Origin of the sequence: Pseudomonas sp. MIACH, assembly GCF_001269925.1 — a bacterium.
Taxonomy (GTDB): Bacteria; Pseudomonadota; Gammaproteobacteria; order Pseudomonadales; family Pseudomonadaceae; genus Aquipseudomonas.
The window spans coordinates 28,887-50,394 of the sequence record NZ_LHVO01000053.1 but is presented as its reverse complement, the minus strand read 5'-3'; the positions used below and the strand labels follow the sequence as shown (position 1 = coordinate 50,394).

Here is a 21,508-nt window from a genome sequence, read left to right as displayed (position 1 = left end):
CAGCGAAAATGCTGGCCGCATCCCACCCTCAAGTCAGGTAGAATGCGCGCCCAGTTTTTGGAGAAGCGTATGACCCTGCTCAAATTCAGCGATGTGTCCCTTGCTTTCGGCGCTATGCCGTTGTTGGACAAGGTGTCCTGGCAGATCGCCCGTGGTGAGCGGGTGTGCATCATCGGCCGCAACGGCACCGGCAAGTCCAGCATGATGAAGCTGGTAAAAGGCGACCAGAAGCCCGATGACGGCTCTGTCTGGCGCGCCCCAGGCCTCAAGATTGGCGAATTGCCGCAAGAACTGCCGGTTGCCGACGGACGGACCGTGTTCGACGTGGTTGCCGAAGGCCTGGACGGTGTCGGTGAATTGCTTGCGCAATACCATCACCTGGCACAGAACTGCGTCACCGAAGCGGACCTGGACAAGCTGATGCATGTCCAGCAAGACCTCGAAGCCCGTGACGGCTGGCGCCTGCAGCAACTGGTCGACAGCACCTTGAGCCGCCTGCAACTGCCGGCCGACAAGACCCTCGCCGAGTTGTCCGGCGGCTGGCGTCGGCGTGTGCTGTTGGCCCAGGCCTTGGTGTCCGAGCCGGATCTGCTGCTGCTCGACGAACCGACCAACCACCTGGACATCGGTGCCATCGCCTGGCTGGAAGAAGCCCTCAAGGATTTCCAGGGCGCCGTGCTGTTCATCACGCACGACCGTTCCTTCCTGCAGAACCTCGCCACGCGCATCCTCGAACTGGACCGTGGTGGCCTGATCGACTGGAACGGCGACTACGCCAGCTTCCTGGTGCACAAGGAAGCTGCACTGTCCGCCGAAGAAACTGCCAACGCCCTGTTCGACAAGAAACTGGCCCAGGAAGAAGTCTGGATCCGCCAGGGCATCAAGGCGCGCCGCACCCGTAACGAAGGCCGTGTGCGTGCCCTCAAGGCCCTGCGCGTTGAGCGCAGCGAACGTCGCGAACGCACCGGCAAGGCCAATATCCAGCTGGATACCGCCGATAAGTCGGGCAAGCAGGTCATGGTGCTGGAGAACGTCAGCTTCCATCACCCGGATGGCCCGTTCCTGATCAAGGACTTCTCGATGGTCCTGCAGCGTGGCGACCGTATCGGCCTGTTGGGCGCCAACGGTACCGGCAAGACCACCTTGCTCAAGCTGATGCTCAATGGCCTGAAACCGACCAGCGGCACCGTGGAAGAGGGCACGCGCATCGACGTGGCCTACTTCGACCAGTTGCGCCATCAGTTGGACCTGGAAAAAACCGTGATCGATAACGTCGCCGAAGGCCGCGATTTTATCGACATCGACGGCCAGAGCCGCCACGTGCTCAGCTACCTGGGCGACTTCCTGTTCAGCCCGCAACGTGCGCGTACGCCGGTGAAAGCCTTGTCCGGTGGTGAGCGTGCGCGCCTGCTGCTGGCCAAGCTGTTCAGCAAACCGGCCAACCTGCTGGTGCTCGACGAACCGACCAACGACCTCGATGTGGAAACCCTCGAGCTGCTGGAAGAGGTCCTGCTGACCTTCAACGGCACCGTGCTGATGGTCAGTCACGACCGGGCATTCCTCGACAACGTAGTCACCAGCACCCTGGTCTTCGAAGGTGAAGGCAAGGTGCGTGAATACGTCGGTGGTTACCAGGACTGGCTGCGCCAGGGCGGCTCGCCGCGCCTGTTGGGCGTGACCGAGAGCAAGTCCGGCAAGGCCGACCTGACCTCCGCTGTGGTTGCTCCCGTGGAAGCTGCTGCACCGACTCAGGACGCTGCGCCGGCGGCCAAGAAGAAACTCAGCTACAAGCTGCAGCGTGAGTTGGAAGCCTTGCCGGCGGATATCGACGCCAAGGAACAGCAGATCGCCGCAGTAGAAGCGGAAATGGCTGACGCGGGTTTCTACCTGCGTCCGGCGGCGGAAACCGCCAAGGTCATTGCTTCCCTGGAGACGTTGAACCAGGAACTGGAAGTGCTGGTTGAGCGTTGGGCTGAGTTGGATGCCTGAGTGATCTACACGCAATAAAAAACCCGGTGTTCATCTGATGAACACCGGGTTTTTCATATGAAATGCGGTTCAAATGTGGGAGGGGGCTTGCGCCCTCCCACATTTGAACCGCATCGGTCTTACGAACTTTTTACCAGCTTCACCGCCAATACATCGCACGGCGCACCATGCAGCACATCATTGGCGGTGGAGCCCAGCAGCAACGCCAAACCGTGACGGCCATGGCTGCCGACCACGATCAGATCACAATGCTTATCCTTGGCCAGTTGGTGGATTTCCTGGCGCGGCTGGCCGTAGGTGAGGTGGGAGTTTTCCTTGGTCACTTCCGGGTATTTGATGATCAGGCGCTCAAGGCGCTCCTTGGCCTGGTCGAACTGCTGTTGCTGCAATTGGGAAAGGTCCATGGGCACGTCGCCGCCAAAGGCCATGGCCATGGGCTCCACGATATGCACCAGGGACAGTTTCGCGCCACTGGCGACGGCGAAGGCGCGGGCGCGCTTGATCACTGGATCGCACTCTTCGGTCAGGTCTACGGCGACCAGAATATGTTCGTAGGACATGGGGCGTTCCTCCAGGGGACTGCAATAGATTCAGTATGGCTGCTTTCAAGCGGATAGGGTTGCGTCGGGTCAAATCCGCTCATCAGAAAAATCGGGAGTACACATATGACGGTCTGGATAGTGGTGTCAATCCTTGTCGTGGTTCTGAGCCCTCTGGCATGGCTGCGTCCATCGCGCCATCAGAGCGGGCGCATGGCCCTGCGCATGGAGGCACGCCGCATCGGCCTGGCCATGCAACTGGCGCCCCAGGAGTGGCCGCACTGGCTCAAGCAGGAGCCGCCGAGCCCGTGTGCGCAGTACTGTCGGCCACGGCGCGGCAGTGCGCCGGCGCTCTGGAGTTACTGGCAGTTGGAGCCGGGGGTGTGGGTCAATCAGTGGCGCGAAGTGTGTGTCGATGAGAAGTTGTTGCCGCATTTTGCAACGCTGCCGGCGAATGTCTACAAGGTCGAGGCCGACAAGCAAATGATCGCCCTTTACTGGGGCGAGAAGGGTGAGGCGAGTGATCTGCTGGCCATTGATAAATTGCTCAAGGCCCTGGCCTGATGCTTCAGTGTTAAACGCCAGGCAATAAAAAGCCCGAAAGCATCATCGGGCTGGAGTTGGCCAGGCAGGCCGGTAAATCTGTGTTTGCAACACCGGATGTTCATCCGGGCGCGTTACGGTTGTCGCTAGCCTAGCGGCATATCCGATCCTGTACAGCGGTTTCGCCTATATTTTCCATTATTGATTTCGTGAATATTTAAATATTGACGAATCGCGAGCCTGTGCCTGGGGTTCTGAAATGACTGGAAAGTCGCGTTTTTCCTAGCCTTTCGAGCGATTGACAATTGCTCGGAATTGGATGAAGGTGGCGTACCCAAATCAAACGGGCGTATGAATTGAGCGTTTGTCTGTCAGACCGCTCATACAGAACCCCGACTATCGCATTGGCGGGTGTGCCTGGCGGATTGGCCTGAGCATTGACGAAATTATCAATGTCCAAGCATAGGCCAGCGTCCAATGTGTACTGTTCAGCTTCCATATCGTGGAGATCAGTTGATGATTTACGAAGGTAAAGCCATCACGGTTAAGGCTCTTGAAAGTGGCATCGTCGAACTGAAGTTCGACCTCAAGGGTGAGTCCGTCAACAAGTTCAACCGTCTAACCCTGAACGAACTGCGTCAGGCCGTAGACACCATCAAGGCTGATGCATCGATCAAAGGCGTGATCGTCTCCAGCGGCAAGGACGTGTTTATCGTCGGCGCTGACATCACCGAATTCGTCGACAACTTCAAGCTGCCCGATGCCGAGCTGGTGGCTGGCAACCTCGAAGCCAACAAGATTTTCAGCGATTTCGAAGACCTCAACGTACCGACCGTTGCCGCGATCAACGGCATCGCGTTGGGCGGTGGCCTGGAAATGTGCCTGGCGGCGGACTTCCGCGTCATGGCGGCCACGGCCAAGATCGGCCTGCCTGAAGTCAAATTGGGCATCTACCCAGGCTTCGGCGGCACCGTACGTCTGCCGCGCCTGATCGGTGCCGACAACGCCATCGAGTGGATTGCCGCCGGCAAGGAAAACCGTGCCGAAGACGCGCTGAAAGTCGGTGCCGTCGACGCTGTGGTGGCTCCGGACAAACTGGCCGAAGCCGCGTTGAACCTGATCAAGGGCGCCATCAGCGGCGAATTTGACTACAGGGCCAAACGTCAGCCGAAGCTGGAAAAACTCAAGCTCAACGCCATCGAACAAATGATGTCGTTCGAAACCGCCAAGGGTTTCGTGGCTGGCCAGGCCGGCCCGAACTACCCGGCGCCGGTTGAAGCGATCAAGACCATCCAGAAGGCCGCGAACTTCGGTCGCGACAAAGCCCTGGAAGTGGAAGCGGCAGGCTTCGTCAAACTGGCCAAGACCTCGGCCGCCCAGAGCCTGATCGGCCTGTTCCTGAACGACCAGGAACTGAAGAAAAAGGCCAAGGCCTACGACGAAATCGCCAAGGACGTGAAACAGGCTGCCGTACTCGGTGCCGGTATCATGGGCGGCGGTATCGCCTATCAGTCGGCGTCCAAAGGCACGCCGATCCTGATGAAAGACATCAACGAGCACGGTATCGAACAGGGCCTGGCCGAAGCCGCCAAGCTGCTGGTTGGCCGCGTTGATAAAGGTCGCATGACGGCTGCGAAGATGGCTGAAGTGCTTAACGGCATTCGTCCTACGTTGTCCTACGGCGATTTCGGCCATGTCGACCTGGTAGTCGAAGCGGTTGTCGAGAATCCGAAGGTCAAGCAGGCGGTACTGGCTGAAGTTGAAGGCCACGTCAAAGACGACACCATCCTGGCGTCGAACACCTCGACCATTTCCATCTCGCTGCTGGCCAAAGCCCTCAAGCGTCCGGAAAACTTCGTCGGCATGCACTTCTTCAACCCGGTGCACATGATGCCGCTGGTGGAAGTGATCCGTGGCGAGAAGTCCAGCGAGCTGGCGATTGCCACCACCGTTGCCTACGCCAAGAAAATGGGCAAGAACCCGATCGTGGTCAACGACTGCCCGGGCTTCCTGGTCAACCGCGTGCTGTTCCCGTACTTCGGCGGTTTCGCCAAGCTGGTGAGTGCCGGTGTGGACTTCGTGCGCATCGACAAGGTCATGGAAAAATTCGGCTGGCCTATGGGCCCGGCGTACCTGATGGACGTGGTCGGCATTGACACCGGCCACCACGGTCGTGACGTGATGGCTGAAGGCTTCCCGGACCGCATGAAAGACGACCGCCGCTCGGCGATCGACGCGCTCTACGAGGCCAAGCGCCTGGGCCAGAAGAACGGCAAAGGCTTCTACGCCTACGAGGCGGACAAGAAGGGCAAGCAGAAGAAAGTGGCCGACCCATCGGTGCACGAAGTACTCGCGCCGGTCATCTACGAGCAGCGTGAGGTGTCCGACGAGGACATCATCAACTGGATGATGATCGCCCTGTGCCTGGAAACCGTGCGTTGCCTGGAAGACGGCATCGTTGAAACCGCCGCCGAAGCCGATATGGGCCTGGTGTACGGTATTGGTTTCCCTCCATTCCGTGGTGGTGCGCTGCGTTACATCGATTCGATCGGTGTGGCCGAGTTCGTTGCCCTGGCTGATCAATACGCTGATCTGGGCCCGCTGTACCACCCGACCGCGAAGCTGCGTGAGATGGCCAAGAACGGCCAGCGCTTCTTCGGTTAAGTGCCCAGACGACTAGAGCGAGAATATTTATGAGCTTGAATCCAAGAGACGTCGTGATTGTCGACTTCGGTCGTACTCCGATGGGCCGCTCCAAGGGCGGCATGCACCGCAACACCCGCGCTGAAGACATGTCGGCGCACCTGATCAGCAAGCTGCTGGAACGCAACGTCAAGGTCGACCCGAACGAAGTCGAAGACGTGATCTGGGGCTGCGTCAACCAGACCCTGGAGCAGGGCTGGAACATCGCGCGCATGGCGTCGTTGATGACGCAGATCCCGCACACGGCAGCCGGCCAGACCGTCAGCCGCCTGTGTGGCTCGTCCATGAGTGCGCTGCACACCGCCGCCCAGGCGATCATGACCGGCAACGGTGATGTGTTCGTGGTCGGTGGCGTGGAGCACATGGGCCACGTCAGCATGATGCACGGCGTCGATCCTAACCCGCACATGTCGCTGTACGCGGCAAAAGCCTCGGGCATGATGGGCCTGACCGCGGAAATGCTCGGCAAGATGCACGGCATTACCCGTGAAGCCCAGGATGCATTCGGCGTGCGGTCCCACCAGCTCGCCCACAAGGCGACCGTGGAAGGCAAGTTCAAGGATGAAATCATCCCGATGAACGGCTACGACGAGAACGGTTTCCTGAAACTGTTCGACTACGACGAAACCATTCGTCCGGATACCACCCTGGAAAGCCTGGCGGCCCTCAAGCCTGCCTTCAATCCGAAGGGCGGCACCGTGACAGCCGGTACTTCGTCGCAAATCACCGACGGCGCCTCGTGCATGATCGTGATGTCGGCGCAGCGTGCCCAGGACCTGGGTATCCAGCCGCTGGCGGTGATTCGTTCGATGGCGGTGGCGGGTGTGGACCCGGCAATCATGGGCTATGGTCCAGTACCGGCGACACAAAAAGCCTTGAAGCGCGCGGGCCTGACCATCTCCGATATCGACTTCTTCGAGCTCAACGAAGCTTTCGCTGCACAGGCCCTGCCGGTGCTGAAAGATTTGAAAGTACTCGACAAGATGAACGAGAAGGTTAACCTGCACGGCGGTGCGATTGCCCTGGGCCACCCATTCGGTTGCTCCGGTGCGCGTATTTCCGGCACTTTGCTTAACGTGATGAAGCAAAATGGCGGTAACCTTGGGGTTGCAACCATGTGCATTGGTCTCGGCCAAGGCATTTCCACCGTCTTCGAACGCGTCTAAGCGTTGAGTTGACGGAAGCCGGGGCCCAGTGCCCCGGTTTTTGTTTTTTGGAATTTTTAATATTTTTTTTCAACAAATTTTATAAGGGGGCCAGAGCATGAAAGTCGAACCAGGGCTCTACCAACATTATAAAGGTCCGCAGTACCGCGTTTTCAGCGTGGCACGGCATTCCGAGACCGAAGAAGAAGTGGTGTTCTACCAAGCACTGTATGGCGATTACGGCTTTTGGGTGCGCCCCTTGAGCATGTTCCTGGAGACCGTCGAAGTTGACGGCGAGCAGGTCCCGCGCTTTGCTTTGGTCCAGGCCGAACCCAGTCTTTTTTCAGGGCAATAACGGCAGGCCGCGCAGAATGCTGCGCTTGACCTCACCTTGTTGCCACTATATATAGCGTTGCCGCGTCAGGCGCCAACTGCCTTTCACTTCTCGAATTCAGGAATTTTCCGATCCATGGGCAAATCGCTGGTCATTGTGGAATCCCCGGCTAAGGCCAAGACCATCAACAAGTACTTGGGCAACGAGTACGTGGTGAAGTCGAGTATCGGCCATATCCGAGACCTGCCCACCAGCGGTTCGGCTAGCGCCAGCAAGGAGCCTGCCGCCAAGCGCGGCAAGGCGGCTGCGGGCGAAGGCCCGGTGCTCACGCCTAAAGAGAAAGCGCGCAAGCAGCTGGTCTCGCGCATGGGTGTGGACCCGGACCATGGCTGGAAGGCCAAGTACGAAATCCTTCCGGGCAAGGAAAAGGTCATCGAAGAGCTGCGCCGGCTCGCCAAAGATGCCGACACCATCTATCTCGCAACGGACTTGGACCGCGAAGGGGAAGCCATTGCCTGGCACCTGCGGGAAGCCATCGGCGGTGATGACAGCCGCTACAAGCGTGTGGTGTTCAACGAAATCACCAAGAAAGCCATCCAGGAAGCCTTCTCCAAGCCGGGCGAGCTGGACATCGACCGCGTCAACGCCCAGCAGGCCCGTCGTTTCCTCGACCGCGTCGTGGGTTACATGGTCTCGCCGCTGCTGTGGGCCAAGATCGCCCGCGGCCTGTCCGCTGGTCGTGTGCAATCGGTAGCGGTCAAGCTGGTGGTGGAGCGTGAGCGTGAGATCCGTGCGTTCAACCCCGAAGAATACTGGGAAGTCCACGCCGACCTGGGCACTGCCAAGGGCGCCAATGTGCGCTTTGAAGTGGCCCGCGAGAAAGGCGAGGCTTTCAAGCCGCTGAACGAAGCCCAGGCTATGGCCGCGCTGGAGAAGCTCAAGGCCTCCAGCTACAGCATCGTCAAGCGTGAAGACAAACCGACCAGCAGCAAGCCGTCGGCACCGTTCATCACGTCCACCCTGCAACAGGCCGCGAGCAACCGCCTGGGCTTCGGCGTGAAGAAAACCATGATGATGGCCCAACGTCTGTACGAAGCCGGCTACATCACCTATATGCGTACCGACTCCACCAACCTGTCGCAAGACGCGGTGGCGATGGCGCGCACTTATATTGAAAGCGAGTTCGGCAAGAAGTACCTGCCGGAGAAGCCGAACGTCTACAGCAGCAAAGAAGGCGCCCAAGAGGCTCACGAAGCGATTCGTCCTTCCGATGCCAACACCGAGCCAAGCAAGCTGAGCGGCATGGAACGCGACGCTGAGCGCCTCTACGAGCTGATCTGGCGCCAGTTCCTGGCTTGCCAGATGCTGCCGGCGCAATACCTGTCCACCACCGTCAGCGTAGGCGCTGGCGACTTCGAGCTGCGCGCCAAGGGCCGTATCCTCAAGTTCGACGGCTACACCCGTGTGATGCCGCAGATCGCCAAGCCAGGCGACGACGATGTGTTGCCGGACATGGCCCAGGGCGACACGTTGAAGCTGATCAAGCTCGACCCGTCCCAGCACTTCACCAAGCCGCCGGCGCGTTATTCGGAAGCCAGCCTGGTGAAAGAGATGGAGAAGCGCGGTATCGGTCGTCCTTCGACCTACGCGGCCATCATCTCGACCATCCAGGACCGTGGCTACGTCGCGCTGCACAACCGTCGTTTCTATTCGGAAAAGATGGGCGATATCGTCACCGAGCGCTTGTCCGAGAGCTTCTCCAACCTGATGGACTACGGCTTTACCGCCGGTATGGAAGAGAACCTCGATGACGTGGCCCAGGGCGAGCGCGACTGGAAAAACGTGCTCGACGAGTTCTACGGCGACTTTAAGAAAAAACTCGAAGTGGCCGAAAGCCCAGAGAGCGGCATGCGTGCCAACCAGCCGGTGATGACCGACATTCCGTGCCTGACCTGTGGCCGTCCGATGCAGATTCGTACTGCGTCCACTGGCGTGTTCCTGGGTTGCTCGGGCTACAGCCTGCCACCGAAAGAGCGCTGCAAGGCGACAGTCAACCTGGTGCCGGGCGATGAAATCGCCGCTGACGACGAGGGTGAGTCCGAGTCGCTGGTACTGCGTGGCAAGCACCGCTGCCCGATCTGCAGCACGGCGATGGATGCCTACCTGCTGGACGAGAAGCACAAGCTGCACATCTGTGGTAACAACCCGGATTGCAACGGCTACGAAATTGAAGAAGGTACCTACCGCATCAAAGGCTACGAAGGTCCGAGCCTGGAATGCGACAAGTGCGGCAGCGAGATGCAGCTCAAGACCGGCCGCTTCGGCAAGTTCTTCGGTTGCACCAACCCGACCTGTAAGAACACGCGCAAGCTGCTGAAAAGCGGTGATGCGGCGCCGCCGAAGATGGACCCGGTGAAGATGCCGGAACTCAAGTGCGAGAAGGTCAACGACACCTACATCCTGCGTGACGGCGCTTCGGGTCTGTTCCTGGCGGCCAGCCAGTTCCCGAAAAACCGCGAGACCCGAGCGCCGTTGGTGCTGGAGATCGTGCCGCACAAGGACGAGATCGATCCGAAGTACCACTTCCTGTGTGAAGCGCCTAAGAAGGACCCGGATGGTCGCCCAGCCGTGATCCGCTATAGCCGCAAGACCAAGGAGCAGTACGTGCAGACCGAAGTGGACGGCAAGCCTACCGGCTGGAAAGCGTTCTACGACGGTGGCAAGTGGAAGGTCGAGGACAAGCGCCAGGGCGCTTGATCCGTCGGATGCGCTGAAGGTCCAGTGTGGGAGGGGGCTTGCCCCCGATAGCGGTATATCAGTCGACATGTGTATGACTGATGCTCCGCTATCGGGGCAAGCCCCCTCCCACATTTGGATCTGTCTGGATCTGAAAGTCGAGTTTTGACCCGCGTAAGCAGCGGTTTATTGCACTTGCAGTAGGCTCGGCTGATCCGTGACACTGTTCAGCCAGCATCACGCTTATTCGTTGTGGAGATTGCCGTTATGGCCAACGAACTCTATACCCGTACCAACCAGAAAATTTACTTCGCGGGTTTGTCCCTGGAAGCCCTTGGTCGCGCCGAGGAAGGGAAAGAGATGAACGCGATTGCGCTGGTTCAGGCCGGGCGTGAAGCCGCGTTGTTCCACCTGTATGGTGCGTTACTGGGCTTGTGTCATGAGATCGCCGGGTTCTACCGCTTGCCCCAGGCCGGTTCGCCACGTGCGGAAATGATCATGAATCGTGAAGTGCTGGAAAGCATGGCGATCCCTGAGCTGGCCGAATTGGTGGAAATGGCCCAGAGCCCTGACAGCTGGGTCGCGCGTCTGTTGAAGGCCCACGCGGATATGTTTCAGCCGCCCCGTGTTCCCCATGTGCCCAAGGGCGACGTGACCCAGCCCTTGATCGTGGCGATTGCGTTGGAAGAGGAAGAGCCCAAGCCATTGAGTCGCGAAGAGTTGGAAGGCTGGCGCCAGGACCTGAAAAAGATGGCTTTGCGCTTTCGTGAAGGTTTGAACGAGTGCTGAACGCTGGTCGGATTCATATGGCACCGTTCATCAAGCGGTAAAGAAACCTGTTCAGATCCTCAACGAGGCCGGGCGGATGACTGATATAATCCCGGCCTTTCGTGGAGAACAGACTTTTATGCCGACGTCCTTTCTGGAAATTGTTGAGTTGCCTGACGGCCGAATTGAGCTGCGCCGGGCTGAGGACGAAGGTTCTCTGGTTATTCTGGACTTTTCCGAGGACGCCAAGGCGTTCCTGCAGGGCCAGCACGTGGAAGTGGCAAAAGCCATGTTGAGCGTTGGTGTGCAGATGGCAGGTCGTCTGGCCGAAGGTGAGCCGGAGAAAGAAGACGGGCCGCGCGTTCTTCACTGAGCCCTATAGGGTCAGGTTTGTTGTGGTTAGCAGGCTTGTGTGGTTAGCAGGCTTGTGTGGTGAGCGGGCTTGTTGTGGCGAGCGGGCTTGCCCCGCGTTGGGCTGCGAAGCGGCCCTAGATAGATTAACTCGGTATATCAGGTATTCCACGGTGTCTGGTTTTGGGGCCGCTCCGCAGCCCAACGCGGGGCAAGCCCGCTCGCCACAGTGAGAGCATCGCCACAACAGGCCCCCTCCACAGGGACAGCCTGCCGCACACCGAATTACCCCAATCGAATATTCAAGCTCTGCGCATCGCCGGTACGCGCTGCGCTGATCAACTGCTGCTTGGCCGTTGCATTCAGCGGGTTGAGCCAGCTCACCACGGTGTGGCTACGGCCCAGGCGCAAGGCTTCACAGGTCAGTTGCTGGGCGCTTTGCGCACCACGAGGTTGCAGCAACAGGATGCGTTCGCGGTTAAGGCCGGCGTCCCGCAGCCAGGCCTGGGTCAGGCTGGCGGGCGGGGCGATCAGCGTCAACCAGCGTGCATCCTGCTCTTCGCTCAGTTCGCGAAGGATCGGCGCCAGCAGGCTCAGGCAGCTCCCGGCCGCACCGCGCAACGACAGCTCACTGAACGCCTCAGGTTCGGCGCTCCAGGGCGCCTCGACCGTTTCCTTGAGGATGGGCGCAAGAGGTTGGGCCATAAAGGCCTCGAACAGCGACAGTTGTGTGTGTTGTGGGGTGTGGACGAGCTGCATGATGCCTCCTTTAGCGGCGAATGACGCCGACGCTCAGGCCTTCGATCACCAGGTCCTGATCTTTCAGGTTCACTTCAATCGGGGCGAACTCAGGGTTCTCGGCCAGGAGCCAGACCTTGCTGCCTTCGCGCTTGAAGCGTTTGACGGTGACTTCATCGCCGATACGGGCGACGACGATCTGGCCATTACGGGCTTCGCGGGTGGTATGGACGGCCAGCAGGTCGCCATCGAAAATACCCACGTCCTTCATGCTCATGCCATGTACCCGCAACAGGTAGTCGGCGCGAGGGTGGAAGAAGGTTGGGTTGATGTTGCAGGACTCCTCGACGTGCTGCTGCGCCAGGATCGGCGCACCGGCGGCGACGCGACCGATGATCGGCAATGTCGATTCGTCGGCCTTGGCTTCGAAGCCAGGGATGCGGATGCCCCGCGAAGCACCGGGGGTCATCTCGATCGCGCCTTTGCGAGCGAGGGCCTTCAGGTGTTCTTCGGCAGCGTTGGGCGACTTGAAACCCAGTTCCAGCGCAATTTCCGCTCGCGTCGGCGGGTAGCCGTTGTCATCGAGGCAGCGCTTGATAAAAGCCAGAATCTCAGCTTGGCGTGGCGTCAGTTTTAGCATGTTGATCGCTCTGTCTTTTTATACAGTGACTGGGATTATATACAGTGAACTGCGCTTGGCAATCATCCTTTTATGCGACTCCGCTGGACGGTCACTCGTGATCCGTCCTACAAGGTAGAGATAGCGCTGCCTACAGGCCTGGGTGGATGTGATTAAATAGCCAGTGAAAGAGCTGACTGCCCAGCCGGAAAACGGCCCCGCAGGCTTGACAAGACACAACCTGAAACGTATGTTTCAAACAAGTGTTTGTCAGGCGGAGTAGTCATGGCCCAGTCGGAAACCGTTGAACGCATTCTCGATGCTGCCGAGCAGTTGTTCGCGGAAAAAGGATTTGCTGAAACTTCATTGCGCCTTATCACCAGCAAGGCGGGGGTTAACCTCGCTGCGGTGAACTACCATTTTGGCTCGAAAAAAGCCCTGATCCAGGCCGTGTTCTCGCGCTTCCTGGGACCCTTCTGTGCCAGCCTCGACCGTGAACTGGAGCGTCGCCAGGCCAAGGCCGACCATAAGCCGACCCTGGAAGAGTTGCTGGAAATCCTCGTGGAGCAAGCGCTGGTGGTTCAGCCGCGCAGCGGCAATGACTTGTCGATCTTCATGCGCTTGTTGGGCCTGGCATTCAGCCAGAGCCAGGGCCACCTGCGCCGTTACCTGGAAGATATGTACGGCAAGGTATTCCGACGCTACATGTTGTTGGTCAACGAAGCTGCCCCGCGTATTCCGCCTATCGAACTGTTCTGGCGCGTGCACTTCATGCTCGGTGCTGCCGCATTCAGCATGTCCGGGATCAAGGCGTTGCGTGCGATTGCCGAGACCGATTTCGGCGTCAACACCTCCATCGAGCAGGTGATGCGCCTGATGGTGCCGTTCCTTGCTGCCGGCATGCGCGCTGAAACCGGCGTGACCGACTCGGCGATGGCTGCCGCTCAATTGCGTCCACGCAGCAAATCCGTGCCGGCCCCCGCCAAGGTTTGACCGTCGCGGGTGGGCGAGGCCGCTTGCATCCGCTAAGCTAGCCGCCCATGCCGAATTCAGCTATTTACTCGCAACCTGTTGTTCTCACTGTGCCTGGTGAGGGCAACGGGTTGTGTGCGTTATTTAAGGAAGGTTTATGACTGCTGCCCTGCAAGGTTCTTTGATGGTCGACGTTGCCGGTACTTGGCTGACGGCCGAGGATCGCCACCTGTTGCGCCAGCCTGAAGTCGGTGGCTTGATCATTTTCGCGCGCAATATCGAGCATCCGCGCCAGGTGCGGGAATTGAGCGCGGCGATTCGCGCCGTGCGCCCTGACCTGCTATTGGCTGTCGACCAGGAAGGCGGTCGTGTCCAGCGCCTGCGTCAAGGCTTTGTGCGCCTGCCGGCCATGCGCGCGTTGGCGGACAACCCCAACGCCGAGTACCTGGCCGAGCAGTGCGGCTGGATCATGGCCACTGAAGTGCTGGCGGTCGGTCTCGACCTGAGCTTCGCCCCGGTACTGGATCTGGACTACCAGCGCAGCGCCGTGGTCGGCACCCGTTCCTTCGAAGGCGATCCCGAGCGCGCCGCTGTGCTGGCCGGTGCCTTTATCCGCGGCATGAACAGCGCCGGCATGGCCGCAACCGGTAAACACTTTCCGGGGCATGGCTGGGCCGAGGCTGATTCCCACGTCGCCATTCCCAATGACGAACGCAGCTTGGAACAGATTCGCGCCAATGACTTGGTGCCTTTCGCACGCTTGAGCAAGCAGTTGGCGGCGGTCATGCCGGCACACGTCATCTACCCTCAGGTGGATGCGCAGCCCGCAGGCTTTTCGCGCCGCTGGTTGCAGGACATCCTGCGCGGCGAGTTGCAGTTTGATGGGGTGATTTTCAGCGATGACCTGTCGATGGCCGGTGCCCATGTGGTGGGTGATGCCGCCAGTCGGATTGAAGCGGCGCTGACCGCCGGTTGCGACATGGGCCTGGTGTGCAACGATCGTGAGGCGGCCGAGTTGGCGCTGAGTGCGGCGCAGCGGATGAAGGTCACGCCTTCGGCTCGCATCGCGCGGATGCGTGGGCAGGCGCTTGCTTCGACTGACTATAAGCAGGATCCACGTTGGTTGACGGCCCTGACTGCCCTTAGGGCCGCTCAACTGATCGAATGATGTGTAGGGGGGGGGCGTAAGGCGCGATTGGTCAGCGCTTTTCTTGCTTGTTCGGCAACGGCGCAAACAACGCTTCGATATCGTCGTTGCCCAACTGCCAATCCCCCGTCGTACGCCCATCCAGCACACCCGCCGCCAGGTCGGACTTTTCCTTCTGCAGGTGTTGGATTTTTTCCTCCACCGTGCCCCGCGCAATCATCTTGTAGACGAACACCGGCTTCTCCTGGCCGATGCGATACGCACGGTCGGTGGCCTGGTTTTCCGTGGCCGGGTTCCACCAAGGGTCGTAGTGAATCACGGTGTCAGCTTCGGTCAGGTTCAGCCCCACGCCACCGGCCTTCAGGCTGATCAGAAAAATCTGCAACTTGCCGCTCTGGAAATCCTTCACCGGCGTGCGCCGATCGCGGGTCTGGCCTGTCAGCAGGGCGTAGGCGACACCGCGTTTTTTCAGCTCGACTTCGATCAGGCTCAACATTGAGGTGAACTGGGAAAACAACAGGATCCGGCGACCTTCCTCAAACAGCTCTTCGAGCATTTCCATCAGGCTGTCGAGCTTGCCCGAGCTGCTGCCACGGGCGGGCAGGGTGGCGTCGTTGACCAGCCGCAGGTCGCAGCACACCTGGCGTAGCTTCAGCAGCGCCTCAAGAATGATGATCTGGCTGCGCGCCACGCCTTTGCGGGTGATCTCGTCGCGGACCTTTTTATCCATGGCCAGGCGCATGGTTTCGTACACATCACGCTGAGCCTCATTGAGATCGACCCAGTGAATGATTTCGGTCTTGGGCGGCAGCTCCGTGGCCACCTGCTCCTTGGTGCGGCGCAGCAGGAAGGGTTTGATCCGGCCGTTGAGGTGCTGCAATCGCACCTCACTGGCGCGCTTTTCGATGGGAACACGGTAGTCGCGGTTGAAGCTCTTGACGTCGCCCAGCCAGCCCGGCAGCAGGAAGTGGAACAGCGACCACAACTCGCCCAGGTGGTTTTCCAGCGGTGTACCGCTCAGGCACAGGCGCTGCCGGGCATTCAGCTCGCGCGCGGCCTGGGCAGCCTTGCTGGAAGGGTTCTTGATGTACTGGGCTTCATCGAGGATCAGCACATGCAAGGGCAGGGCGGCCAGTTGTTCGATGTCTTTGGGTAGCAGGGCGTAGGTGGTCAACAGCAGGTCGTAGTCCTGCAGGCTGGCGAAGTGTTTTTTGCGCGTGGCACCGTACAGCGCCAGTACCTTGAGCTGCGGGGTGAAGTGCGCCGCTTCGTCGAGCCAGTTGGGGATCAGGCTGGTGGGCATCACCACCATGCACGGCCGGTCCAGGCGTCCGGCGATCTTTTCACTGAGGATATGCGCCAAGGTCTGTAGGGTTTTGCCCAGGCCCATGTCATCCGCAAGAATCCCGCCCACCTCCAGTTGGCGCAGCGACTGCATCCAGCTCAAGCCTTCCAACTGATAAGGTCGCAGTGTTGCGTTCAACCCTTCAGGCGCTGAACAGGTGAAATCCTTGATGTCCCGCAGGCGCTGGGCAAAGTTGCGGATCTTCTCGCCACCCTCCCATTGCAGGGGCAGGTCTTCCAGCGGGTTGAGGCGAATCGCATCGGCCTTGGCCAGGCGCAGCGTGGTGGTGCCGGCTTCCTGCAGGTAGAACTCACCGAGGGTGGCGAGCACCGGTTTCAAGCGGCCGTAGGGCAGGGCCACTTGCAGCGGGCCGTGACCGCCATTGGGCAGGCCGGGGATATTCACCAGGATCAGCTCATCATCGCGGCGGCGTGCGAGTTTCTCCGGGTTGAGGATCTCGGTGTGGGAGCGCATCAGGTTCAGCAGGATCGGCAACAGGCTCAGCCGCTCGCCGTTGACGATGATCCCCAGTTCCAGGTCGAACCAATCGCGCTCTGGCCCTTCATCAACCGTGGCGTACCAATCGTCGACGGCGCTCAGGTCAAAACCGAAGTCTTCGTCGATCTGCAGCTCCCAGCCCTCGGCCCGCAGGGTCGGCGATGCATTGAGGGTGAAGTTCAGCCAGGCACTGTCATTGACCATCTCGAACAGCTCGCCGGCGCTCTCCGGCAATGCCTTGCTCTGGCGCGTGGCGATCTTGAAACCGAGCAGGCGCAGTTGCTCGCGATAGGGCTGCTCCAGCTCGGGATGACGCTTGATGCGCAGGCTCTGGGTTTCCTGGCGCACGATGATGTCGGCGTTTTTCTGCCCGCTGACATAGTTGCCCAAATAGTTGAACGACAGCGCCGCACGGTGCTGGATATAACGCTGCATCTTGCCGTTGCGCGGTTCAAACGCGCTGAACTCGACGCTGGCCAGCCACAGGCGCGGTACGGGCACAACATCCTCCATCACCACCTGCGGCAACACCACACGGTTATCCAGCACTGCCTGGAGCTTTTCCAGCAGCTCGGCATCCTGGGCGGCGGCCGGGTAGGCCAGGGTTTCCTGAACCTTGAGCAGTACCGCCGCGATATGTTTGCAGTTGGTGTGCACCGGGCAGGTACAGCGGCTGTCCACCAGGATCAGCGCGCCCTTGGCCGATTCACGCAATGAGATGGTCTGCCGGTAAACGTTGCTCCCCGAGCCTTCGCAACTGGCGATGATGGTGCTGTCGCCGGACTCGACGATGCGTACGCGGTTCTCCAGGGCGTAGCGTCGCCCGCGCTCCAGGCTTTGCTCTTTGAAGCGATTGGCCCATGAAGGGGCCAGGGGTTTGGTCAACGGCGACGTCAGGGGCATGGCGCTGGATCAGTCCTGAATGTCGGGCGGGGGGGCGCTGGGTGGTTTGGCGGTCAGCGACGTGATCTTGATCAGCAGGGCCAGGTGGCCGCCGTCCAGGTAGTTGAGCTGGTTGTTCTTGGTGCGCACGTCTTTCTGGCTCAGGTGTTCGCTGGCGACCACGCTGCCGTTGCTGTCGAACGTGTTGAGCCAGAAGTCCGCATCGATATCCGTGAAACGCCCCAATTGCAGGCTCAGCACACCCTCGATGGGAAACTGGCCGAACTGCTCCTGGCCGTCGGTGATCGCGATTTTGACCGGCTGCTCGCCGAGATTCTGTTCCCAGGCCTTGTGCGCCAGCACGGTGAAGCTGTTATCGGCGTTGAGTTTGTCGACGATATTGTTCAGGCGCGGCGGGCTCAGTCTGTCGCCCAATCGCTGCGCGCCTTCATCCCAGTTTTCCGGCGCAGCGCGGCTGTTGAGCGCCGGCTCCGCGTTCTGGCGTACCAGAATCATTTCCACCTGATACGGACTGTCGGCAAATGCCGAAGGTGCGAGTACCACCAACAATAGGCTCAGAATGCGGAACAGGCGCATTGGGGCGTCCTTCAAACAGATTTCGGGATGAGGCGCTCGAACAACGCCTCCAATGTATTAAAGCGTTCTTCGGCGCGTTCCATCGGCACCATGAACTTGAACAGCGTAGCCCCTTCGAACTTGTAGCGGTTGGGCTGGCCCTGGATCAGCTTGATCAGCACCAGCGGGTCTACCGGGGTCTGCGCTTCGAATTCGATACGCCCGCCCTGCGGCCCGGCGTCGACTTTCTTGATCCCAAGCTGCTCGGCCTGCAATTTGAGCAGGGTCAGGCGCACCAGGTTCTTGGTCGGCTCGGGCAGCAGGCCGAAGCGGTCAATCATCTCCACCTGCAGGTCCTTGAGGCCTTCTTCGTCGGTGGCCGAGGCGATGCGCTTGTACAGGATCAGCCGTGCATGCACATCCGGCAGGTAGTCTTCGGGGATCAACGCCGGCAAGCGCAGGTTGATTTCCGGACCGCCGCCCAGGGGTTGATCGAGGTTCGGCTGCTCGCCCTTGCGGATGGCTTTCACCGCGCGTTCGAGCATCTCCATATACAAGGTGAAACCGACGGCCTGGATCTGCCCGCTCTGGCCATCGCCCAGCAGTTCGCCGGCACCACGGATTTCCAGGTCGTTGGTGGCCAGGACAAAACCGGCGCCCAGGTCCTGGGTGTTGGCGATTGCTTCCAGGCGCTTTTCGGCGTCCCCGGTGATCTGTTGGCGGGGCGGTGTCAGCAGGTAGGCATACGCCTGGTGGTGACTGCGCCCAACCCGACCGCGCAACTGGTGCAACTGGGCCAGGCCGAACTTGTCGGCCCGCTCGATAATGATGGTGTTGGCGCTTGGCACGTCGATGCCGGTCTCGATGATGGTCGAGGCGATCAGCACGTTGAAGCGCTTGTGGTAGAAGTCGCTCATCACCTGTTCGAGATCGCGTTCGCGCATCTGCCCATGGCCGATGGCGATGCGTGCTTCCGGTACCAGTTCGGCAAGGTCGGCGGCGCATTTCTCGATGGTTTTTACGTCGTTGTGCAGGTAGTACACCTGGCCGCCGCGCAGCAATTCGCGCAGCAGTGCTTCCTTGACCGTGCTTTTGTTCTGCTCCATGACGAAGGTGCGCACCGACAGGCGCCGCGCCGGTGGCGTGGCGATGATCGACAGGTCGCGCATGCCCGACACGGCCATGTTCAGCGTGCGCGGAATCGGCGTGGCGGTGAGGGTGAGGATGTCGACCTCGCTGCGCAGGGCCTTGAGCTGTTCTTTTTGACGCACACCGAAGCGGTGTTCTTCGTCGATGATCACCAGGCCCAGGTTCTTGATCTTCACATCGTCCGACAGCAGCTTGTGCGTACCGATCACGATGTCGATCTTGCCTTCGGCGAGGTCGGCGACGGCGGCATTCACTTCCTTGGCGGACTTGAAGCGGCTCATCACTTCCACGCTCACCGGCCAGTCGGCAAAGCGGTCGCGGAAGCTGTTGTAGTGTTGCTGGGCGAGCAGGGTGGTTGGCACCAGGATCGCCACTTGCTTGCCGCCGTGTACCGCAATAAAGGCTGCGCGCATGGCCACTTCGGTCTTGCCGAAGCCCACGTCGCCGCACACCAGGCGGTCCATCGGCTTGGGCGCGAGCATGTCGGCGCGCACGGCTTCGATGGTGGTTTGCTGGTCCGGGGTTTCTTCGAAGGCGAAGCCGGCGCTGAAGGTGGCGTAGTCGGCTTTCGGGTCGGCGAAGGCATACCCTTCGCGCGCCGCACGACGGGCATAGATGTCGAGCAGTTCGGCGGCGACATCGCGCACCTGTTCGGCGGCCTTGCGCTTGGCTTTCTGCCAGGTCTCGGAGCCCAGGCGGTGCAACGGCGCCAGGGCGTCGTCGCTGCCGGTGTAGCGGGCGATCAGGTGCAGGTTGGCCACCGGCACATAGAGCTTGGCGCCCTCGGCGTATTCCATGGTGAGGAATTCGGCGGCCTGGTTGTCGATCTCCAGGGTCTGCAGGCCGAGGTAGCGGCCGACGCCGTGGTCGATATGCACCACCGGCGCGCCTTCGCGCAGTTCGGTGAGGTTTTTGATCACCGCATCATTGTTGGCGTCGGCGCGTTTTTCACGGCGGCGACGCTGCATCACACGCTGACCGAACAGCGGGCTCTCGGCGATCAGCGCGAGTGCCGGGTCATCCAGCAGCAGGCCTTCGTCCAGCGGCGCGATGGTGATCGCCAGGCGTTCTTTGCTGGCGACAAAATCCGGCCAGCTGTCGACGGTTTTCGGCCGCAGCTTCAGGCGTTCCAGCAGTTCCAGCAGCACTTCACGGCGCCCGGCGGACTCGGCGGTGAACAGTACGCGACCGGGGAAGTCGCCGAGGAAGTTCGAGAGGGCTTCCAGTGGTTGCGTGGCTTTGGCCTGGATCGCCAGGTCCGGCAGCGTTCCCGCCGGGAAACGCTCGCGGCCGCTGCCGGCGTCCACGTCCTGTTGGCTGGCGACCACGCGCGGCCAGTTTTTCAGGCGGGCGAAGCAGTCTTCCACCGGCAGGAACAGCTCGGCGGGCGGCAATAAAGGCCGTGAAGGATCGACACGGCGCTCTTCATAGCGGTTGCGCACGTCGTTCCAGAAGTTCTCTGCCGCTTGCTCGATGCCCGGCAGCGAGAACACTTGGGTGTCCTGGGGCAGGTAATCGAACAGGGTGGAGGTTTCGTCGAAGAACAGCGGCAGGTAGTACTCGATACCGGCCGGAGTAATCCCGCTGCTCAAGTCCTGGAAGATCGGGCAGCGGCGGAAGTCGACATCAAAGCGTTCACGGAAGCGCGCCTTGAAGCGCGTGACCGCGTCTTTTTGCAGCGGAAATTCCCGCGCCGGCAGCAGCTTGATCGACTCGACTTTGTCGATGGAACGCTGGTTTTCCGGATCGAAGGTGCGCAGGGTCTCGATTTCGTCATCGAACAGGTCGATGCGGTACGGCAACTTGCTGCCCATCGGGAACAGGTCGATCAGTGCACCACGCACGGCGAACTCGCCGTGTTCGTACACCGTGTCAACGCAACGGTAGCCACTGGCTTCCAGGCGCGTGCGCATCTGTTCCACGTCGAGCTTCTGGCCAATATCCAGCACTAGGCTGCTGCCCAGCAGGAACTTGGTCGGCGCCAGGCGGTGCAGGGCGGTGGTGATCGGCACCACCAGCACACCGTGGGCCAGTTCCGGCAGGCGGTAAAGGCTGGCGATACGCTGGGAGATGATGTCCTGGTGCGGCGAGAACAGGTCATAGGGCAGGGTTTCCCAGTCGGGAAAATGCAGCACCGGCAAATCGGGGGCGAAGAAGCTCAGCTCCTGCTCCAACCGTTCGGCGCTTTGGCTGTCGGCGGTGAGCAGCAGGGTAAAGCGCTTGGCTGCGCTGGCAGCCTCGGCAATGGCCAGGCTCAGGGCGGCACCGGGCAGGTTGCCCCAGTGCTGTTTACCTGCCGCGGCAGGGAGAAGCGGTAGACGCAGAACGGGCACGGAAGGTTGAGCTCCAAGCGTTGCGACAAAGTCGGTAATTGTAACGGCCCGAGGTGCCGCCTGTCAGTTGCTGACTGAGCCTATTACGGTTTGTAGGAAATGTAGTGGCTAAGACAAACAAAGCGGCCTTTTGACTCATTA

16 protein-coding genes are annotated in these 21,508 nt (G+C 60.4%); 10 read left to right on the top strand and 6 right to left on the bottom strand.

Annotated features, from left to right (window positions below):
- Positions 1-69 precede the first annotated feature (69 nt).
- Positions 70-1,989: an ATP-binding cassette domain-containing protein gene (locus AD670_RS20640; RefSeq protein WP_053136580.1), complete on the top strand. Its 1,920-nt coding sequence runs from the start codon at positions 70-72 to the stop codon at positions 1,987-1,989.
- 119 nt (positions 1,990-2,108) lie between these two features.
- Here the strand turns inward: AD670_RS20640 and AD670_RS20635 are convergent, their stop codons facing one another.
- Positions 2,109-2,549 (bottom strand): universal stress protein, encoded by a 441-nt coding sequence (locus tag AD670_RS20635; protein ID WP_053136577.1) that lies wholly within the window; start codon positions 2,547-2,549, stop codon positions 2,109-2,111.
- Between the two features lie 105 nt (positions 2,550-2,654).
- Here AD670_RS20635 and AD670_RS20630 point away from each other — a divergent pair, with 105 nt between their 5' ends.
- The 7 genes from AD670_RS20630 (at position 2,655) to AD670_RS20600 (ending at position 11,130) form a co-directional block, all read left to right on the top strand.
- Positions 2,655-3,092 carry a hypothetical protein gene (locus AD670_RS20630; RefSeq protein ID WP_053136574.1) on the top strand — a complete coding sequence of 146 codons (438 nt, stop codon included), beginning with the start codon at positions 2,655-2,657 and terminating at the stop codon, positions 3,090-3,092.
- A gap of 495 nt (positions 3,093-3,587) precedes the next feature.
- The gene (fadB, locus tag AD670_RS20625; protein ID WP_053136572.1) at positions 3,588-5,735 is read left to right on the top strand and encodes a fatty acid oxidation complex subunit alpha FadB; all 2,148 of its coding nucleotides are present in this window, start codon (positions 3,588-3,590) and stop codon (positions 5,733-5,735) included.
- 29 nt (positions 5,736-5,764) lie between these two features.
- The gene (fadA, locus tag AD670_RS20620) at positions 5,765-6,940 is read left to right on the top strand and encodes an acetyl-CoA C-acyltransferase FadA (RefSeq protein ID WP_026136849.1); all 1,176 of its coding nucleotides are present in this window, start codon (positions 5,765-5,767) and stop codon (positions 6,938-6,940) included.
- A 97-nt stretch (positions 6,941-7,037) separates the two neighbouring features.
- Positions 7,038-7,274, top strand: coding sequence for a DUF1653 domain-containing protein (locus AD670_RS20615; protein WP_010212074.1), 237 nt, complete (start codon positions 7,038-7,040; stop codon positions 7,272-7,274).
- Positions 7,275-7,388: 114 nt separating this feature from the next.
- Positions 7,389-10,010, top strand: coding sequence for a type I DNA topoisomerase (topA, locus tag AD670_RS20610; protein ID WP_053136569.1), 2,622 nt, complete (start codon positions 7,389-7,391; stop codon positions 10,008-10,010).
- Positions 10,011-10,256: 246 nt separating this feature from the next.
- Positions 10,257-10,778: a DUF6586 family protein gene (locus AD670_RS20605; protein WP_053136566.1), complete on the top strand. Its 522-nt coding sequence runs from the start codon at positions 10,257-10,259 to the stop codon at positions 10,776-10,778.
- Between the two features lie 118 nt (positions 10,779-10,896).
- Positions 10,897-11,130: a hypothetical protein gene (locus tag AD670_RS20600; protein ID WP_017254451.1), complete on the top strand. Its 234-nt coding sequence runs from the start codon at positions 10,897-10,899 to the stop codon at positions 11,128-11,130.
- 263 nt (positions 11,131-11,393) lie between these two features.
- Here AD670_RS20600 and sulA read toward each other — a convergent pair whose 3' ends face one another.
- Together sulA and lexA are read right to left on the bottom strand one after the other, a co-directional pair.
- On the bottom strand, positions 11,394-11,867 hold the full coding sequence (gene sulA, locus AD670_RS20595) for an SOS-induced cell division inhibitor SulA (RefSeq protein ID WP_053136563.1): 474 nt from the start codon (positions 11,865-11,867) through the stop codon (positions 11,394-11,396).
- A 10-nt stretch (positions 11,868-11,877) separates the two neighbouring features.
- Positions 11,878-12,486: a transcriptional repressor LexA gene (gene lexA, locus AD670_RS20590; RefSeq protein WP_003172575.1), complete on the bottom strand. Its 609-nt coding sequence runs from the start codon at positions 12,484-12,486 to the stop codon at positions 11,878-11,880.
- A gap of 264 nt (positions 12,487-12,750) precedes the next feature.
- Here lexA and AD670_RS20585 point away from each other — a divergent pair, with 264 nt between their 5' ends.
- A complete protein-coding gene (locus AD670_RS20585) occupies positions 12,751-13,458 on the top strand; it encodes a TetR/AcrR family transcriptional regulator (RefSeq protein WP_053136560.1) in 708 nt (235 codons plus the stop codon).
- A 136-nt stretch (positions 13,459-13,594) separates the two neighbouring features.
- Complete coding sequence (gene nagZ, locus AD670_RS20580) at positions 13,595-14,605, top strand: beta-N-acetylhexosaminidase (RefSeq protein WP_053136557.1); 1,011 nt, start codon at positions 13,595-13,597, stop codon at positions 14,603-14,605.
- A 31-nt stretch (positions 14,606-14,636) separates the two neighbouring features.
- On the opposite strand, the gene AD670_RS20575 is transcribed toward nagZ, so the two are convergent.
- From AD670_RS20575 to mfd, 3 genes are read right to left on the bottom strand one after another with little or no spacing between them, the layout of a single operon-like run.
- A complete protein-coding gene (locus tag AD670_RS20575) occupies positions 14,637-17,330 on the bottom strand; it encodes a DEAD/DEAH box helicase (protein ID WP_053136554.1) in 2,694 nt (897 codons plus the stop codon).
- Between the two features lie 9 nt (positions 17,331-17,339).
- A complete protein-coding gene (locus AD670_RS20570) occupies positions 17,340-17,906 on the bottom strand; it encodes a CsiV family protein (RefSeq protein ID WP_053136551.1) in 567 nt (188 codons plus the stop codon).
- 11 nt (positions 17,907-17,917) lie between these two features.
- The gene (mfd, locus tag AD670_RS20565) at positions 17,918-21,367 is read right to left on the bottom strand and encodes a transcription-repair coupling factor (protein ID WP_053136548.1); all 3,450 of its coding nucleotides are present in this window, start codon (positions 21,365-21,367) and stop codon (positions 17,918-17,920) included.
- Between the last annotated feature and the right edge of the window lie 141 nt (positions 21,368-21,508).

Coding starts and splice junctions, on each gene's coding strand:
- AD670_RS20640 (WP_053136580.1), top strand. CDS start 70: ATGACCCTGCTCAAATTCAGCGATGTGTCCCTTGCTTTCGGCGCTATG.
- AD670_RS20635 (WP_053136577.1), bottom strand. CDS start 2,549: ATGTCCTACGAACATATTCTGGTCGCCGTAGACCTGACCGAAGAGTGC.
- AD670_RS20630 (WP_053136574.1), top strand. CDS start 2,655: ATGACGGTCTGGATAGTGGTGTCAATCCTTGTCGTGGTTCTGAGCCCT.
- fadB (WP_053136572.1), top strand. CDS start 3,588: ATGATTTACGAAGGTAAAGCCATCACGGTTAAGGCTCTTGAAAGTGGC.
- fadA (WP_026136849.1), top strand. CDS start 5,765: ATGAGCTTGAATCCAAGAGACGTCGTGATTGTCGACTTCGGTCGTACT.
- AD670_RS20615 (WP_010212074.1), top strand. CDS start 7,038: ATGAAAGTCGAACCAGGGCTCTACCAACATTATAAAGGTCCGCAGTAC.
- topA (WP_053136569.1), top strand. CDS start 7,389: ATGGGCAAATCGCTGGTCATTGTGGAATCCCCGGCTAAGGCCAAGACC.
- AD670_RS20605 (WP_053136566.1), top strand. CDS start 10,257: ATGGCCAACGAACTCTATACCCGTACCAACCAGAAAATTTACTTCGCG.
- AD670_RS20600 (WP_017254451.1), top strand. CDS start 10,897: ATGCCGACGTCCTTTCTGGAAATTGTTGAGTTGCCTGACGGCCGAATT.
- sulA (WP_053136563.1), bottom strand. CDS start 11,867: ATGCAGCTCGTCCACACCCCACAACACACACAACTGTCGCTGTTCGAG.
- lexA (WP_003172575.1), bottom strand. CDS start 12,486: ATGCTAAAACTGACGCCACGCCAAGCTGAGATTCTGGCTTTTATCAAG.
- AD670_RS20585 (WP_053136560.1), top strand. CDS start 12,751: ATGGCCCAGTCGGAAACCGTTGAACGCATTCTCGATGCTGCCGAGCAG.
- nagZ (WP_053136557.1), top strand. CDS start 13,595: ATGACTGCTGCCCTGCAAGGTTCTTTGATGGTCGACGTTGCCGGTACT.
- AD670_RS20575 (WP_053136554.1), bottom strand. CDS start 17,330: ATGCCCCTGACGTCGCCGTTGACCAAACCCCTGGCCCCTTCATGGGCC.
- AD670_RS20570 (WP_053136551.1), bottom strand. CDS start 17,906: ATGCGCCTGTTCCGCATTCTGAGCCTATTGTTGGTGGTACTCGCACCT.